We start from the raw sequence: 14,710 nt of genomic DNA, 5'->3' as shown, positions 1-14,710 counted from the left end.
CGCCTCAGCCGGCCGTGGGCAGCCCGTAGGCGTCCGCGATCAGTTCGTACGAGCGCAGGCGTACGTCGCCGCTGTGGGCGTTGCCCGTGATCATCAACTCGTCGGCGCCGGTGCGCTTCTGGAGGTCGTCGAGGCCGGCGCGGACCTCGTCCGCGGTGCCGTGGATGACGTTGGAGTTCCAGGTGGCGACGAACTCGCGCTCCATGGGACTGAACTCGTACGCCTCCGCCTCCTCCGGGGTCGGGACCAGGCCGGGGCGGCCGGTGCGCAGGCGGACCATGTTGAGGGCCGCGGCCAGGACCTGGCGGCGGGCCTCCTTCTCGTCGTCGGTCGCCAGGGCCGAGACGCCGATCAGGGCGTACGGGGCGTCCAGCACCTCGCTCGGCCGGAACGACTCGCGGTAGAGGTCCAGCGCGGGGACGGTGTTCTGCGCCGAGAAGTGGTGCGCGAAGGCGAACGGGAGTCCGAGGATGCCGGCGAGGCGGGCGCTGAAGCCGGAGGACCCGAGCAGCCAGATCGGGGGGCGGTGCGGGGACTGGACGCCGCCGGGCGAGGTCGACTGGATCGGGCCCGGGACCGCGTGGATACGGGCGTAGGGGTGGCCGTCGGGGAAGTCGTCGTCCAGGAAACGGGTGAGTTCGGCGAGCTGCTCGGGGAAGTCGTCGGCGCCCTCGTTCAGCCGGTCGGTGCGGCGGAGGGCGGCGGCCGTCGCGCCGTCCGTGCCGGGCGCGCGGCCGAGGCCGAGGTCGACGCGGCCCGGGGCCATGGCCTCCAGGGTGCCGAACTGCTCCGCGATGACGAGGGGCGCGTGGTTCGGGAGCATCACGCCGCCCGAGCCGAGCCGGATACGGTCCGTGTGGGCGGCGAGGTGGGCCAGGATCACGGCGGGCGAGGACGAGGCCACACCCGGCATCGAGTGGTGCTCGGCGACCCAGTAGCGGTGGAAGCCGCGGGACTCCGCGAGGCGGGAGATCCGGACGCTGGTGCGCAGGGCGTCGGTGGCGGTGCGGCCCGCGCCCACGGTGACCAGGTCCAGTACGGAGAGGGGGACGGGGGCGGTGCCCTGTGCCGTGCCCCGGATCTCGTCCGCCGTCTCGGCCGCCGTCTCGTCCGCCGTCTTGGCCGTCGTGTCGCCTGCCGTCTCGTCTGCCGTCACGGTGGATGCCTCCTGTTTGGTGCGTTGCGTCTCCACCGCGCACTAACAGGAGGCAGTCCCCGCTTATTCCCGGCGCGCCTTCTCCCGGGCGCGGCCTGGGCGCGCCTTCTCCCTGGGCAGGCCCCGCTCCCGGGCGACAGCCCCTAGTGGACCTGCACGAGCGGCTCCTTCGTGAAGAGGGTGCCGAGTCGCGGGGCGTTCACCCGGCGGTCCGCCAGGCGCAGCGCCTCCCAGACCGTGACCTGGTTGGCGGTGAGGACCGGCTTGCCCAGGGCCGCTTCCAGGGCCTGGATGTGCGACGCCGTGTGCAGGGCCGTGTCCGGGAGGAGGACCGCCTCCGCTTCGGGGTGGTCGGCCGCCCGGGCCAGCGCGAGGACCTGCTCCTCGTCCCACGTCGCCACCTCCGCGGCCGTGATGATCCCGGAGCCGCGGACCGCGACCACCTCCACGCCCGCGTCCTTCAGGAACGCGGCGAACAGGGCCGCCACGTCGTCCGGGTAGGTCGCCCCGATCGCGACCCGCCGGACGCCCAGCTCGCGCGCCGCGTGCGCGAAGGCGAAGGAGGTCGAGGAGGCCGGCAGGCCGGCCGTGCGGGCGAGGCTGCGGACCTGGTCGTGGGCGCCCTGCCAGCCGTACACGAAGCTGCCGCTGGTGCAGGCCCACACCACCGCCTCGGCACCCGACAGCCGCAGCTCCTCGACGCCCGCGGCCAGCCGTGCCGCCGAACCCATCTCGAGGAGCGCGTCCACCCGGTGCGCGTCCTCGCCGATGTCCGTGTGGACCAGGGGAAGGCGGATGTCACTGCCCAGCAGTTGCTCGATGCGCGGATAGTCGTCCTCCGCGGAGTGGCCCGGGTAGAGGAATCCGAGTGCGGTCATGCCCAACCTTCCTGTTCTTCCGGCAGTACGGGCCCCGGCACCGGACGGGCGGACTCGTCGAGCAGCGCCTGATAGGGACCCACCGCACGGGTACCCAGGTGACGCAGTGCGGCCCACATCGTCACTTGGTTGGCCGAGATCACCGGGATGCGCAGCTCCGCCTCCAGCTGGGGGATGACGTCGTACGTCGGCAGGTTGGTGCACGAGATGAACAGCGCGTCGGCCGTGCCGCCCGCCGGCAGGCGCCCGCCGACCGCCTGCCGCGCCATGTCCACCACGTCGCGGTACGGCACCTTCCAGATGTGCCGGGTGAGGCCCATGAAGGCACGTCCCGTCACCCGTACCCCGCCCCCCACGAGGTAGTCCTCCAGGGACTGGGTCACCGAGACGGTGTACGGCGTCACCAGCGCGATGCGCCGGGCGCGCAGCTCCGCCAGCGCGGCGAGCAGCGCGCCCGAGGTCGTCAGCGACGGCACGGCGCCCGCGCGCGTCATCGCCTCGCACATGGCCCGCTCCCCCGCGATGCCGCCGACGAAGCTGCCCGAGGTGCAGGCGTACGCGACGACCTCGGGCGCGACCGCGTTCAGCGCGCGCACCGCCTCGCCGAGCGTCTCGTGCTCGGAGACCAGCCGGGCGAGGTCCAGGCTCACCTCGACCGGCACGAACGGGGTCCGCGTGAGGTGCAGCGAGACGTCGTCCGGCACCCAGCGCCACAGCTCACGGTCGAGCGCGAAGTCGAAGGGGGCGACAACACCGACACCGCGCTGCGGGCGCGGCCCGCCCAGGAAGGAGACGTCCATCGGCAGACCCCAGTCTCACGAAGGGAAACGGGTGGGCAACGGACCGTGTGCGGGTCCGTGTTGACGAAGGTAGGTTCGGGTGCGAGCGTGGTCAATCCGCGCATCTCAGACGGCCACGGCCCACCTTCATTTCCCCAGAAAAGCGGACGCGCATTGCGAAACGGTTTCCCGACGATGTCCGGTCCCCCGTCCGAAGCGACCCTTCTCGTCCTGGATGCCGAGCCGCCGCCCCGGCTCGGCACACTCACCGGGCGGGTACGGATCGAGCACGCCGACGAGTCCACGCTCGCCGAGCGGCTGCCGTCCGCGGATGTGCTGCTGGTCTGGGACTTCACCTCGCACGCGGTGCGCCGGGCCTGGCCGGGTGAGGGCCCGCGGCCGCGCTGGGTGCACACGGCGAGCGCGGGCGTGGACCATCTGATGTGCCCCGAACTCGCCGCGTCCGACACGGTGGTGACGAACGCGCGGGGCGTCTTCGACCAGCCGATCGCCGAGTACGTCGCGGCGCTGGTCCTGGCGATGGCGAAGGACCTGCCGCGAACCTGGGACCTCCAGCGGCAGCACGAGTGGCGCCACCGCGAGTCGCAGCGGGTGGCGGGCACGCGCGCGTGCGTGGTGGGCTCCGGCCCGATCGGGCGGGCGATCGCCAGGACACTCAAGGCACTCGGCATCAGGACGGCCCTGGTGGGGCGCACCCCGCGCACCGGCATCCACGGTCCGGACGACCTCGACCGGCTGATGGCGCGCGCCGACTGGGTGGTGTCGGCGGCGCCGCTGACAAAGGCCACGCACGGCATGTTCGACGCCCGGCGCTTCGGGATGATGCAGCCGTCGGCCCGCTTCATCAACGTGGGGCGCGGGCAGCTCGTCGTCGAGGAGGCGCTGGCCGAGGCGTTGTCGAAGCGGTGGATCGCGGGGGCGGCGCTGGACGTCTTCGCGCACGAACCGCTGGTCCGGGAAAGCCCGTTGTGGGAGGTGCCCGGCCTCATCGTCTCCCCGCACATGAGCGGGGACACGGTGGGCTGGCGCGATGAACTCGGCGCGCAGTTCCTCGAGTTGTTCGAGCGCTGGCAGGCGGGCCGGCCGCTGCCGAACGTGGTCGACAAGCAGCGTGGGTACGTACCTGGACACTGAGCTGCCGAACCTTCTGGAGGGCGGGCGGATGACCGAACTCACCGAGCTGACCGCGGTACAACTCGTCGACGGCTACCGCAAGGGCGAATTCAGCCCCGTGGACGCGGTGCGGGCGACCCTGGAGCGGGCCGAGCGCATCCAGCCCGCCGTGAACGCCTTCGTACTCCCCCACGCTCTCGACTCCGCCCGGGCGGAGCGGTTTCCGCCGGCCGCGCACGAGGCGCTCGCGCGGGCGGCCGAGTCGGCGGACCGATGGCGGCGCGGGGAACCGGCCGGTCTCCTGGACGGCGTCCCGGTCACCGTCAAGGACATCATCCTGCAACGCGGCAGGCCGACCCTGCGCGGCTCCAAGGCCGTTGATCCGCAGGGGGCTTGGGGCGAGGACGCGCCGTCCGTGGCCCGGCTGCGGGAGCACGGTGCCGTCTTCATCGGCAGGACGACGACGCCCGAGTTCGGCTGGAAGGGGGTCACGGACTCGCCTCTGACGGGGGTCACCCGGAATCCGTACGACACCTCGCGCACGGCGGGCGGATCGAGTGGCGGAAGCGCGGCGGCCGTGGCGCTGGGCGCGGGGCCGCTGTCCCTCGGCACGGACGGCGGCGGCAGCGTCCGTATCCCCGCCGGTTTCTGCGGGATCTTCGCGCTGAAGCCGACGTACGGGCGAGTGCCGCTGTATCCGGCGAGCGCGTTCGGCACGCTCGCGCATGTGGGGCCGATGACGCGGGACGCGGCCGACGCGGCGTTGGCGATGGACGTGATCAGCGGTCCCGACGCACGGGACTGGTCGGGGCTCGGGCCGGTCGGCGGGTCGTTCACTCAGGCGCTGGCGGGCGGGGTACGGGGGCTGCGCGTCGCCTACTCGCCCTCCCTGGGCGGGCAGGTCGCGGTGCGGCCCGAGGTCGCCTCGGCGGTACGGCGGGCGGTGCAGGGGCTGGCGGGGCTGGGCGCGTACGTGTCCGAGGCCGACCCCGACCTCACGGATCCGGTGGACGCGTTCCATGTGCTGTGGTTCAGCGGGGCGGCCCGGGTGACGCAGCATTTCGGGCCGCAGCAGCGGGAGGTGCTGGATCCGGGGCTGCGGGAGATCTGCGGGATCGGGGCGCGCTTCTCGGCGCTCGACTACCTCGCCGCGGTGGACGTCCGCATGGACCTCGGCCGACGGATGGGCCGCTTCCACGAGTCGTACGACGTGCTGGTCACGCCGACGCTGCCGATCACGGCGTTCGAGGCGGGCGCGGAGGTGCCGGCCGGCTCGGGGCTGCGCCGCTGGACGGGGTGGACCCCGTTCACGTACCCGTTCAACATGACGCAGCAGCCGGCGGCCACGGTCCCGGTCGGGGTGGACGGGGACGGACTCCCGGTGGGGATGCAGGTGGTGGCGGCCCGGCACCGGGACGACCTGGTCCTGCGGGTCGCGCACGCGCTGTACGAGGCGGGAGTCGCCGGTATCGGGGCACCGACCGAAGTGTAGGGGGCGGCGTTGTGGCGGTCGGCCGGCGACTAGGCGCGGCGGAAGCTCAGGGTCTCGCCCTGCGCGCCCGATCGCCACAGGTCGTTGCACGCCTCGGCCATCGCGTCCAGGCCCTCGACCACCTGGCCCCAGACGATGCCCGGCACCCAGCCCACATCGCCGTTGAGCAGCAGGTTGTTGCGCTCGTAGAAGAGGGCGAGGTCCACCACCGTCTCCTGCTGGGCCTTTCCGTAGCCGTAGGCCTTCGTGCCCAGCTCCGCGCCGGAGAAGGTGAAGTAGCAGAGGTCGCCGGGGATGGGCGTGACCGTCGGGTTCTCCAGGGGCGGTTCCTGGGCCGCGAAGGGCGGGAAGAGGGCGTAGACCTCGTTGCGCGCGTACTTGGCGTGGTAGACGTCGGAGCCGAGGGGCAGCGCGTCCCACACCGCCTGGCAGGTGAGGGGCGCGCGGTCGTCGAGAAGTCGGGCGGTGCAGCGCACTGCGCGCTTGTCGAGCGCGACTTCGAGGTATCGGTCTGCCATTCGTGCCTCCCTGATGCTCTTGCGCTCGTGCCTGCCCAGTCCGGCACGGGCCAAGCCTGTGGGGCCCGAGGGGAGAGGGGCTAAAAAAAGACTGGAATATCTTCAGACTGTTCGGGTAGCCGGGCGCCCATGGCTTCACCGCAGGGAAACACCTCAGGAAGCATGCCCCGAGACAGACTCCGCCGCCGCTCCCTCCTCGCGGGAGCGGCGGCCCTCGCCACGGTGGGCACGGTCGGCGCGACCAGCGGATGCAGCCGGGTGGCCACCGCCGACACCGGGGACGGGGGCCATCTGCTGGAGCAGCTGAGGGCCAGGGGAACCGTACGGCTCGGCATCGCGGGCGAGCAGCCCTACGGCTACATCGGCAAGGACGGAAGGGTGACGGGGTCGGCGCCGGTCATCGCCACCCGTATCTTCAACGAACTCGGCATCGACCATGTCGAGCCGTTCCCCACCGACTTCGGCTCGCTGATCTTCGGCCTCAACTCCCTCCAGTTCGACGTGGTCGCCGCCGGGATGTACATCACCCCGGAACGCTGCGGGCAGGTCGTCTTCGCCGATCCCGAGTACCAGATGAAGGACGCCTTCATCGTGCGCAAGGGCAACCCGCTGAAGCTGCGCACCTACGCGGACCTCGGCAGGTCGAAGGCCCGCGTGGCCACCGGCATCGGCTACGCGGAGATCGACTACATCAAGGAGGCGGGGGTCAGGAAGGTCGACACCCTGCCGGACCAGCTGGCCGGTCTCCTCGCCGTCGAGCAGGGCCGCGTCGACGTGTTCGTCGGCACCGCGGTCACGGTGCGCAACGTGGTCAAGGAGACCGGGAGCAGCAAGGCGGAGGCGACCGCCGAGGTCACGCCCTATCTGGACGGCAAACCGGTCACCGACGTCGGCGCCTTCGCGTTCCGCAGGCCGGAGCGGAACCTGCGCGACGCCTACAACCGTGAGCTGCGCAAGCTGAAGCGAAGCGGTGAACTCCTGGAGATCATGCGGCCCTTCGGCTTCACGAAGGCCCAGATGACGACCATCACGGCCGAGGAGAAGTGCACACCATGAGTGAGATAAGCGCAGGCTTGTGGGAGCTGCTCCTCAAGGGTGTGTGGATCACGGTCCAGTTGACCGTCTACAGCGCCGCGCTCGGCGCCGTGGTCGCCTTCACCGTCGGCCTGGCCCGTACCCATCGGCTGTGGGTCGTACGTTTCCTGTCCGGGGCCTACTTCGAGGTGTTCCGCGGTACGTCCGCGCTGGTCCTGATGCTATGGGTGTTCTTCGTGGTGCCGCTGACCCTGGGCTGGCAGCTGGTCCCGATGTGGGCCGCCGTACTCACGCTCGGCTGCACCTACGGCGCCTACGGCTCCGAGATCGTGCGCGGTGCCGTCGCGGCCGTCGCGCCGGCCCAGCGCGAGGCGGGGATCGCACTGAGCTTCACACCCGCCCAGCGGCTGCGGAAGATCATCCTGCCGCAGGCCTGGCCCGAGATGGTGCCCCCCTTCAACAACCTGCTCATCGAGCTGCTGAAGGGCACCGCCCTGGTGTCCGTCCTCGGCGTGGGGGACATCACCTTCGCCGCCCAGCTGGTGCGTAACGCCACCGGACAGAGCGCTCCGGTGTACACGGTGATCCTGGTCATGTACTTCGTGCTCGCGTTCCTGCTGACCCGGGTGATGCGCCTGGTGGAGCGCAGGGCCAAGGCCGGCATCGGGCAGTCCCCGGCCGGCGGCGCCGCCGTGACGCAGAAGACCGGCCTCGGCCCGCAGCAGGACTTCGCCCGCAGCTGGTCCGGCCCCGGAGGTGCCTCGTGAACTGGAACTGGTCCACGCTCGGCGACTTCATGCCCCGGTTCTGGGACGGTGTCCTGGTGACGCTCGAGGCCCTGGTCCTCGGCTCGCTGATCGCCTTCGCCCTCGGACTGGTCTGGGCCCTCGCCCAGCGCTCGTCGCTGAAGGCGGTGCGATGGCCCGTCCTGGCCGTCACCGAGTTCATCCGCAACACCCCGCTGCTCGTGCAGCTTTTCTTCTTCTTCTACGTCCTGCCCGAGTGGGGCATCACCCTGTCCGCGCTGGCCACCGGCGTGATCGGCCTGGGCCTGCACTACTCCACGTACACCGCGGAGGTCTATCGCGCGGGCATCGACGGCGTTCCCGTGGGCCAGTGGGAGGCGGCCACGGCGCTCAGCCTGCCCCGTTCGCGCACCTGGACCGCGGTCATCCTGCCGCAGGCCCTGCGCCGCGTCGTGCCCGCCCTCGGCAACTACGTCATCGCGATGCTGAAGGACTCGCCGATGCTCATGACCATCGGCGTGCTGGAGATGCTGGGCGAGGCCCGCCAGTTCGGTTCGCGGACCTTCCACATGAACGAGCCGATCGTGCTCGTCGGCGTCGCCTTCATCGTCATCGCCTACCCCGCCTCCCTTCTCCTCCGAGCTCTGGAGCGCCGCCTTGCCCGCTGACACCACCCCCTCGACACAGACGGCCGGCCCCACGGTGGACGGCGACGAGCTGATCCGCTTCGAGAAGGTCACCAAGAGCTTCGGGTCCCACACCGTGCTGGACTCGCTGGACTTCTCCGTCGACTCCGGCAAGCACGTCACCCTGATCGGCCCGTCCGGCTCCGGCAAGACGACGATCCTGCGGCTGCTGATGACGCTGACGAAGCCCGACTCGGGCACGATCAGGGTCAACGGCGACTACCTCACCCACGAGGAGAAGAACGGCGCCCTGGTCCCGGCCGGTGAGAAGCACGTCCGCGAGGTCCGCAAGAACATCGGGATGGTCTTCCAGCAGTTCAACCTGTTCCCGAACATGAAGGTGCTGCGCAACGTCACCGAGGCGCCCGTCACCGTGCTCGGTCTGGCCAAGGACGAGGCCGAGCAGCGGGCCCGTGAACTGCTCGACCTGGTGGGCCTCGCCGACAAGGCGGACGCCTATCCGACCCAGCTGTCGGGCGGGCAACAGCAGCGGGTCGCGATAGCCCGGGCCCTCGCCATGCGCCCCCAGGTGCTGCTGCTCGACGAGGTGACGTCGGCGCTGGACCCCGAGCTCGTCGCGGGCGTCCTGGACGTCCTGCGCGACATCGCCCGCAGTACGGACATCACGATGCTCTGCGTGACCCACGAGATGAACTTCGCCCGGGACATCTCCGACCAGGTGCTGATGTTCGACGCGGGCCATGTGATCGAGTCCGGGTCGCCGGAGAAGATCTTCGGCGACCCCGACCACGAGCGCACCCGCGAGTTCCTGAGCGCGGTCCGCTGACGGAAAGCAACCGTCAGACCATGACTCGGGCATATGCCAGGGTGGCGCGTTCCTGCTGAGAGGCGTGGAACGCGCCACCAATCTTGTCAACCCCTGCCCTCTTCACCCCTCTTGGCGGCTATCGTGGACACAGCCAGGCTGTCCGGAAACGGCCCACAAAAGCGCAGGGGGAAACCGTGGCGCTGAAGCACGAGCCGACCGCCCCGAACCACTCGGCCCAGGACGCCCTCCGCGTCCTGGAGACGGTGGCCCGACACTCCACCGGCGTCACCGACACCGAACTCGCCCGTCGGACCGGTCTCGGCACGGAGCGGCTGACCGCCCTCCTGCGGATGCTGCGCAGGGAGGGATACGTCGAACAGGTCGCCGACGGGGAGTACGTCCCCGGTGCCTCCCTCAGCAGGCTGGGTTCCACGCACGGCCATGACCAGGCCCTGCGGGAGAAGCTCCAGCACACCCTCGACCGGCTGCGCGACTCCGTGGGTGCCGCGATCTACATCAGCCGCTACATAGACGGCGAGGTGCACGTCACCCAGTGCGCGGAGGGCCCGACCACGCCCGCCGTGCACGAGTGGGTCGACTTCCGCTCCTCCGCCCACGCCAGCGCGGTCGGCAAGAGCCTGCTCGGCCAGCTCGATCTCAACGGACGCCGCGACCACCTCGCCCGCCACAAGATGGCCCGCCTCACCTCGCGGACGATCACCAGCGAGCGGGTGCTGCTGTCCCGTCTGGACGCCCAGCCGCCGACGGTTCCCGTGCTCGACCTCCAGGAATACGCGGTCGGCACGGTCTGCGCGGCCGTCCCGATCACCGCCGGCTCCTCCGTGGGCTGCCTCGCCCTGTCCCTGCCGATCGAGCACGCCCACCGCCTGCGGCAGGCGGCGGAAACGCTGAACAAGGGGGCGGCGCCGGTCCTGCTCTCGCTGGCGATCTAGAACGAATCCGGCCACCGGGGGCGGCCCGCCTCCGGTGCCCCCGGGTATACCCCCGGGTGGTCATCAGCACCCTTTCGGACCAGGTAGTATTTCTTTTGTCGCCGACCGCGAGAGCGGAAGGCGAGAGTCATGCGCCGCTAGCTCAGTTGGTTAGAGCAGCTGACTCTTAATCAGCGGGTCCGGGGTTCGAGTCCCTGGCGGCGCACAGATGAGAAGCCCCTCGCGAGAGCGAGGGGCTTCTTTGCGATCCGCGCCCCTCGGACCTACGCCCTGGTGAGGAGCTCCTCCCGCCCCCGCGCCCGGTACTCGTCCACCAGCCCCGCCACATCCGCCCCGGTGAGCCGCCGGTAGCAGCGCTCCCCGGGCGGCCGCCACCACACCGGGTCGGCGCACCGGAACCCCTCCCGCCGCAGCCCCGCCCGATGGATCTTGTTCGTGGCCGTGACCGGCATCCGCTCCACGACCCGGACGAACCGGGGCGCCATCTTCGTCCCCAGATCCGGCTGGGCCAGCAGGAACGCGGCGAAGCCGAGCGGGTCGAAGTCACCGGCGACCGTCGCCATCACCTGGTCCCCGGCCACCGGATCCGGCACCGCGTACACGGCGACGGCGGCGGCACCCTCGTACCGGGCGAGGATGTTCTCGATCGTCGCGGCGGCGAGGTTCTCGCTGTCGACGCGCAGCCGGTCGTCCGTGCGGCCGGCGAAGTAGAGGAACCCGTCGGCGTCCCGGTAGAACAGGTCACCCGTCCAGTACCAGCCCGCCCGCCGCCTCGCCGCGTCCGCCTCGGGATTGCGCCAGTAGCCCTCGAAGGGGTTGGGCCCGCGGTTCACCAGCTCCCCTATCGCCTCGGCCCCGTTGCCGAGCCGGCCGGCCGCGTCGAACTCGGCCGGCGGGCACTCCTCGCGGGTGTCCGGGTCGAGTACCGCCAGGTCGTCCCCGGGGGCCGCCCGGCCGACCGCCCCCGGCGGGGTGCCAGGACGCCACTGGATCGCCGCGCCGCCCTCCGAGGAGCCGTACCCCTCCACCAGCCGCACCCCGAACCGCCGCTCGAAGGCCGCCGCGTCCACCGCCCCCGCCTCCGTGCCGAAGCCGAGCCGCAGCGGGTTGTCCCGGTCGCCGGGCCGCTCCTCGGTGGCCAGGATGTACTGGACGGCACGCCCCACATACGTGAAGTACGTCGCCCCGTACGCCCGTACGTCCGGCAGAAAGCCCGAGGCCGAGAAGCGCCGGCGCAGCGCCACCCCCGCACCCGCCGCGAGCGCGGGCGCCCAGTCGGCGATCACCGCGTTGCCGTGGAACATCGGCATACAGACGTAGTGCACGTCGTCCGGGCGCACCCCGAAGTGACCGACGAGTGAGTGCCCGGCGGCGGCCAGCCGGCCCTGGGAGCAGATCGCGGCCTTGGGGGCGCCCGTCGAGCCGGAGGTGAAGTACAGCAGGAGGCGGTCGTCCGGGGTGGCCCGGGACGCGTCCGGCTCCGCGTCGGCGTAGGGCGCGAGCAGTTCCTCGTAGGCGTCCGTGTCGGTCACCAGCAGGCGTACGCCGGGCAGTTCGAGCCCGTCGAGGAGCGGCAGGTGGGCGCGCTCGGTGACCACGACCCGGCACTCGGTGTGCCGGATGTCGCGGGCCAGTTCGGGGCCGCGTCGGGTGGGGTTGAGGCCGGCGACGGCCGCACCGGCGACGGCGGCCGCGCTCAGCCACAGCGGGTACTCGGGGGTGTTGTCGAGCAGGACCCCGACATGCGGTTCGGCGCCGGACGCCAGCAGGCCGGCCAGCAGCTCCGCGCGGGCCGCCGCGCCCGCCGCCATCTGGTGATGGCTGAGCACCCGCCCTTCGAACCACAGCCCCGGCCGGTGGTCGCCCCACCGTTCCCGCACCAGCTCCGCGACGGTACGCCTCATGGACTCCATGGACGCGCACGGTAATTGACGTACCGTCAGATGTGGAGACGCGTGCGTGCGGCCCCTTCTCCCCGCCGCTACGGCATGGTGCTGAACCCGCCGTCCCCCGCGAAGACTTCGGTGTACGTAACCATGAAGCCGACGCAGGACACGGCGACCACCCCGAGGAACACCAGGATGCCGATCGTGCCGGCCAGGGCCAGGCCGCGCGCCGGGGCGTGGGCGGTGGCCCGGTCGGGGCGCTCGGCCGTGTAGTGCACGGTGACGATGTCGCCCGGGACGGTCGTCCCCGGGCCGTTCGCCTCGTCGAAGCGGATCGTGAGGCCGTCGCCGCTGGTGAACTCGTAGACGTGGTGCTGGGTGGTGCTCACGGAGGTGTCACCGCCGCCACCGCTGGTCGTGGTGTACGCCCGCAGACAGCGCGCCTCGGCGACCAGTCCGCTGTTCCAGTTGCTCCTGAGCTGGAGCGAGCGCCTGACGACCACGGTCGCCATGGCCAGCACGCCGGCGATGATCAGGCTGGGTATGGCATAGAAAATGACGTCCATCGTTCTCCCCCGGTGGCCGGTACTGGCTCCACGCACGTCGTCATGGTCATGTCGACGTGCGTGGAACCTACCCGCCCGGACCACGGGAGAGCCTCAAGCAGGGCTCAGAAAGTGACGTCGGCGCACGAGTAGAACGCGTTCGCCGTGTCCGCGATCGTCCAGACCCCGAGGATGACGTGGTGACCGCTCAGCCCGGTGGGCAGGGTGCCGCTGTGGGAGAGCGTGGACGGCGGGCGCTGGTTGTTGTACGGCACCGTCAGGAACGGCGTGGTGTTCAGATCCGCGCGGGTCAGCGCGTGGTTCTGGTTCCAGCCGGCCTTCGTGACGTAGTACTTGAAGTCGGTCGTGGCGTGCGAGGCGGTGAACTGCCAGCGGAAGCTGTAGCTCTGTCCGCCCGTCACCCTGGTCGTGGGCCAGGCCGTGCCCGCGGGGGTCTTGGGCTGGTTGAGCTGGCCGAAGTTGGAGTGGCCCGCCGAACAGATCTGTCCGTCGGCCGGTCCGCCCGCGGGGAAGCCCTTGGGGCCCTCGACGCTCTGGGGCTCCCACTGGATGTCACCGCAGTTGGCCACGGACCCGCCGGTCGCGCACATCTTCTGCCGGCTGAGGGGCTGGTCGGTGTAGCCGTGGGCGCCGGCCGGGCCGGTGGAGAGCACGAAGGTGCCCGCCGTCGCGAGACCGATGACGGCCGCGTACACCTTGGCCTTCCCGGCCGCTTTCCCGGTCGCTCGCCGGGGCTCTTTCCTGGTCGTCCGTATGCGCATGCTGACGCTCCTGGAGGACGTGGGGGAGGTTCTCGTGAGCTGCGCGCGCGGTGTTCAGGTCTAGACCAAGTCTCAGATTATTGGTGTGAGTTCAACATGTCCATACCAATCACGACGATTCTCTGTGTCCCGTGTAGAACGCCACCGTCAGGTCCTTCACGAGTGCCTTGCGCTCGTAGTCGTCGAGCTCGACCAGGCCGCGCATGGTCAGCCGCGTCACCGTGTCCTGGACCGAGTCGACGACCGAGGTGAGCACCGTGTCCCGGTGCTGGGCGTCCAGCGCGGCGATCCGGCGGCGCTGCATCCGCGCCGCGACCTCGGGGGCGTACTCGATCCGCGTCGGCTGCGCCGAGAACACCTCCAGGCCCACCGGCGCCGCGTCCGCCGCCACCAGGCGGGTGAGCGTGTCGCCGACCGCGTCGACGTTGCGCAGGCTCACCGTGTCCTTCACGACGGGCGCCTCGGCCGGAACCTGCGGGAGCACCCGAGCGAGCGCCGACTCCACGCACTCGCGCAGATAGGTCTGGTGGTCGTCGATGCCGAGCAGGGCCCGCGCGGTGTCCTTGACCCGCCAGGTGACCAGGACGACCACCCGCAGCGGCACCCCGTTGGCGTCGACCGCCGGCATCGGCTCGCTGCGCCAGTGCCGCAGCCTTACGTCGACACGGCGGCGCAGCAGCAGCGGGTTCACCCACATCAGCCCGGTGCGCCGGATGGTGCCCCGGTAGCGGCCGAAGAGGCCGAGCACCCAGGCCCGTCCGGTGCAGCCGCGGGCCAGGCCGCCGAAGCCGAACAGACCGAGCGCCCCGGCTCCGGCGTACGCGGCCCACTGGGCGGGACCGAGCCCGGCACCCTCGTACCAGGGCAGCGCGCCGCCCAACTGGTGCGCGACGTCCCCGGACAGACTCTGCAGCACCCGTGCCGCGACCGGCGGCAGGACGCCCGACCACCACGAGGTGACGACACAGCCGGCCACCCCGCAGACGCCGGCCAGTACGCCCGCCGCGCCGGGCAGCACCCGTGCGGGGCGTTCCACCAGCTCCGGATCGACGACCGGCACCGGGCGCTCCCTGACCGGGACGGACCGGCGTAGGCGCGGCTGTTCACCGGTGCCGCGCCGGCGCCCCACGACGGCGGGCGCCGGCGGCACGGAGACGGGGTCGGGGTCGGGGTCGGGGTCGTCCCGGAAGAGGAGATGGACGGGGATCTCGGTGGTCGACTCGTTGTGGATGAGCCGGGCGGGCCGCGGAGCGCCGTTGTGCGGCGGGCCTTCGGACTCCGGCGTGTTCGACGTTGTCGTAGTCATACGTGCCTCCATGCCTCCGCGCGTGGAAGTGTGGTCATGAGCCGC

At 71.4% G+C, this 14,710-nt stretch carries 15 protein-coding genes and 1 tRNA gene; 8 read left to right on the top strand and 8 right to left on the bottom strand.

Annotated elements, in window-relative coordinates; genetic code table 11:
* Positions 1-4: 4 nt before the first annotated feature.
* The 3 genes from SAVERM_RS27025 to SAVERM_RS27015 form a co-directional block, all read right to left on the bottom strand.
* Positions 5-1,081, bottom strand: coding sequence for an LLM class flavin-dependent oxidoreductase (locus tag SAVERM_RS27025; RefSeq protein WP_037649940.1), 1,077 nt, complete (start codon positions 1,079-1,081; stop codon positions 5-7).
* Between the two features lie 218 nt (positions 1,082-1,299).
* Complete coding sequence (locus SAVERM_RS27020; protein ID WP_010986639.1) at positions 1,300-2,034, bottom strand: maleate cis-trans isomerase family protein; 735 nt, start codon at positions 2,032-2,034, stop codon at positions 1,300-1,302.
* Complete coding sequence (locus tag SAVERM_RS27015) at positions 2,031-2,834, bottom strand: maleate cis-trans isomerase family protein (protein ID WP_010986638.1); 804 nt, start codon at positions 2,832-2,834, stop codon at positions 2,031-2,033. The genes SAVERM_RS27020 and SAVERM_RS27015 overlap by 4 nt, the downstream gene beginning before the upstream one ends.
* 174 nt (positions 2,835-3,008) lie before the next feature.
* On the opposite strand from SAVERM_RS27015, the gene SAVERM_RS27010 reads away from it, so the two are divergent.
* Both SAVERM_RS27010 and SAVERM_RS27005 read left to right on the top strand, forming a co-directional pair.
* The gene (locus tag SAVERM_RS27010) at positions 3,009-3,968 is read left to right on the top strand and encodes a D-2-hydroxyacid dehydrogenase (RefSeq protein ID WP_010986637.1); all 960 of its coding nucleotides are present in this window, start codon (positions 3,009-3,011) and stop codon (positions 3,966-3,968) included.
* Positions 3,969-3,996: 28 nt separating this feature from the next.
* Positions 3,997-5,439 carry an amidase gene (locus tag SAVERM_RS27005; RefSeq protein ID WP_010986636.1) on the top strand — a complete coding sequence of 481 codons (1,443 nt, stop codon included), beginning with the start codon at positions 3,997-3,999 and terminating at the stop codon, positions 5,437-5,439.
* Positions 5,440-5,468: 29 nt separating this feature from the next.
* On the opposite strand, the gene SAVERM_RS27000 is transcribed toward SAVERM_RS27005, so the two are convergent.
* Positions 5,469-5,957, bottom strand: coding sequence for a DUF3830 family protein (locus tag SAVERM_RS27000; RefSeq protein ID WP_010986635.1), 489 nt, complete (start codon positions 5,955-5,957; stop codon positions 5,469-5,471).
* 162 nt (positions 5,958-6,119) lie between these two features.
* Here SAVERM_RS27000 and ehuB point away from each other — a divergent pair, with 162 nt between their 5' ends.
* The 6 genes from ehuB to SAVERM_RS26970 all read left to right on the top strand — a co-directional run bounded on the left by ehuB (position 6,120) and on the right by SAVERM_RS26970 (position 10,351).
* Positions 6,120-7,013 (top strand): ectoine/hydroxyectoine ABC transporter substrate-binding protein EhuB, encoded by an 894-nt coding sequence (gene ehuB, locus SAVERM_RS26995; RefSeq protein ID WP_237528895.1) that lies wholly within the window; start codon positions 6,120-6,122, stop codon positions 7,011-7,013.
* Entirely contained in the window at positions 7,010-7,759 is a 750-nt protein-coding gene (gene ehuC / locus SAVERM_RS26990; protein WP_010986633.1) for an ectoine/hydroxyectoine ABC transporter permease subunit EhuC, read from the top strand. Before ehuB ends, ehuC begins: the two co-directional genes overlap by 4 nt.
* Positions 7,756-8,406 (top strand): ectoine/hydroxyectoine ABC transporter permease subunit EhuD, encoded by a 651-nt coding sequence (gene ehuD, locus SAVERM_RS26985; RefSeq protein ID WP_010986632.1) that lies wholly within the window; start codon positions 7,756-7,758, stop codon positions 8,404-8,406. The genes ehuC and ehuD overlap by 4 nt, the downstream gene beginning before the upstream one ends.
* Positions 8,396-9,211, top strand: coding sequence for an ectoine/hydroxyectoine ABC transporter ATP-binding protein EhuA (gene ehuA / locus SAVERM_RS26980; RefSeq protein ID WP_010986631.1), 816 nt, complete (start codon positions 8,396-8,398; stop codon positions 9,209-9,211). Before ehuD ends, ehuA begins: the two co-directional genes overlap by 11 nt.
* Positions 9,212-9,387: 176 nt before the next feature.
* The gene (locus SAVERM_RS26975) at positions 9,388-10,146 is read left to right on the top strand and encodes an IclR family transcriptional regulator (RefSeq protein ID WP_037649859.1); all 759 of its coding nucleotides are present in this window, start codon (positions 9,388-9,390) and stop codon (positions 10,144-10,146) included.
* 131 nt (positions 10,147-10,277) lie between these two features.
* Positions 10,278-10,351 (top strand) — tRNA-Lys (locus SAVERM_RS26970).
* A 58-nt stretch (positions 10,352-10,409) separates the two neighbouring features.
* On the opposite strand, the gene SAVERM_RS26965 is transcribed toward SAVERM_RS26970, so the two are convergent.
* From SAVERM_RS26965 to SAVERM_RS26950, 4 genes are all read right to left on the bottom strand, one after another.
* On the bottom strand, positions 10,410-12,059 hold the full coding sequence (locus tag SAVERM_RS26965) for a long-chain-fatty-acid--CoA ligase (protein ID WP_037649860.1): 1,650 nt from the start codon (positions 12,057-12,059) through the stop codon (positions 10,410-10,412).
* A 68-nt stretch (positions 12,060-12,127) separates the two neighbouring features.
* Positions 12,128-12,598: a DUF3592 domain-containing protein gene (locus SAVERM_RS26960; RefSeq protein WP_010986628.1), complete on the bottom strand. Its 471-nt coding sequence runs from the start codon at positions 12,596-12,598 to the stop codon at positions 12,128-12,130.
* Between the two features lie 104 nt (positions 12,599-12,702).
* Positions 12,703-13,359 (bottom strand): lytic polysaccharide monooxygenase auxiliary activity family 9 protein, encoded by a 657-nt coding sequence (locus tag SAVERM_RS26955; protein WP_010986627.1) that lies wholly within the window; start codon positions 13,357-13,359, stop codon positions 12,703-12,705.
* Between the two features lie 109 nt (positions 13,360-13,468).
* On the bottom strand, positions 13,469-14,665 hold the full coding sequence (locus SAVERM_RS26950) for an SPFH domain-containing protein (protein ID WP_010986626.1): 1,197 nt from the start codon (positions 14,663-14,665) through the stop codon (positions 13,469-13,471).
* Between the last annotated feature and the right edge of the window lie 45 nt (positions 14,666-14,710).

It is taken from the genome of Streptomyces avermitilis MA-4680 = NBRC 14893, from assembly GCF_000009765.2.
In the GTDB taxonomy this organism is placed as follows: domain Bacteria; phylum Actinomycetota; class Actinomycetes; order Streptomycetales; family Streptomycetaceae; genus Streptomyces; species Streptomyces avermitilis.
This window is presented reverse-complemented; position numbering and strand designations above follow the sequence as displayed.